1 protein-coding gene is annotated in these 791 nt (G+C 45.9%); it reads right to left on the bottom strand.

Features of this window, described 5'->3' with window-relative positions; genetic code table 11:
- Positions 1-42 precede the first annotated feature (42 nt).
- Positions 43-666, bottom strand: coding sequence for a guanylate kinase (gene gmk, locus KIV40_RS32325; protein ID WP_285353441.1), 624 nt, complete (start codon positions 664-666; stop codon positions 43-45).
- Between the last annotated feature and the right edge of the window lie 125 nt (positions 667-791).

Below are 791 nucleotides of genomic sequence, written 5' to 3'. Positions count from 1 at the left end.
TCACCGTATACTTATCTCAATGGAAAATCTAGCCTTGCTAGCTTATTCCGCCAGTAGAGCAGTAAGCATGCCGCTGTATTTTGCTGCTTGCTTATCTTCTTTTAAGCGCTCCGCACGAATGATAGCTCTGAAGTCCATAAGGGCTGCATCAAAGTCATCATTCACGATCACGTAGTCATACTCATTATAATGAGAGATCTCTGACTTCGCTTCGCTCATGCGTTTCGCAATAACTTCTTCGCTATCTTGGCCTCGAACGTTTAGACGACGCTCTAGCTCACCGTTTGATGGTGGAAGAATGAATACACTCTTCGCTTGAGGCATCTGTTCGCGGATCTGACGAGCGCCTTGCCAGTCGATATCTAGGAATACATCGATACCGCGCTCTAGGTTCTCTTCAATCCAAACGCGTGACGTACCGTAGTAGTTGCCAAATACTTCAGCGTACTCTAGGAATTCATTCTTCTTGATGAGGTCTTCAAAATGATGTTTCTCTACGAAGTGGTAGTGAACACCATTTTCTTCACCAGGGCGCATACCGCGAGTGGTGTGTGAAACAGATACCTTCATTGCGTAGGTTGGATTGGTTTCTAGCATTGCTGAGATCAAGCTCGATTTACCTGCGCCACTAGGTGCAGATACGATGTAAAGAGTACCTTTGCCCATCTGTATGTTTCCACTGTTGGTTGGATTGAGTGAAGGCGTTGCCCTCCACTATAAAAGATAGCACTGACCGAACTTTTGCTCACCCTCTCGAATGTGCAGTGCACAAGCAAAGTGGCGAAAATTAG

The organism is Vibrio sp. D173a, from assembly GCF_030248475.1.
The sequence above is the reverse complement of the archived record's forward strand: the minus strand, read 5'-3'. Positions and strand labels throughout refer to the sequence as shown.